At 71.3% G+C, this 296-nt stretch carries 1 protein-coding gene; it reads right to left on the minus strand.

Translation table 11 applies throughout. The features are described 5' to 3' along the window. A partial coding sequence (locus SB775_RS28630; RefSeq protein WP_410864565.1) for a hypothetical protein occupies nucleotides 1-296 on the minus strand: 296 nt, incomplete at both ends.

Genomic DNA, 296 nt, shown 5'->3' on the forward strand with positions numbered 1-296 from the left:
GGCCCTGGAACGGCCCCAGCCACAGGTTGGAGCGGTGCATGGTCTCCAGCGGCGGTACCTGGCGGATCGCCGGCACCAGCACCGCCAGCGCGACCAGCAGCAGGTAGATCACCGACAGCCCCAGCGCCAGCCACAGCCAGGGGCCCACGACCGGCTGCGGCGAACCACCCGGCCCGCCGGCGGCATGGAAGTCGGAGACCAGCACCGCCACGATCAGCGACAGCGTCGGCATCACCGTCGGCAGGAACCACGCCCACACCTCGTCGGCGCCTTGGCCGTAGTGGTTGAACAGGCTC

This window comes from Peribacillus sp. SIMBA_075, assembly GCF_046534585.1.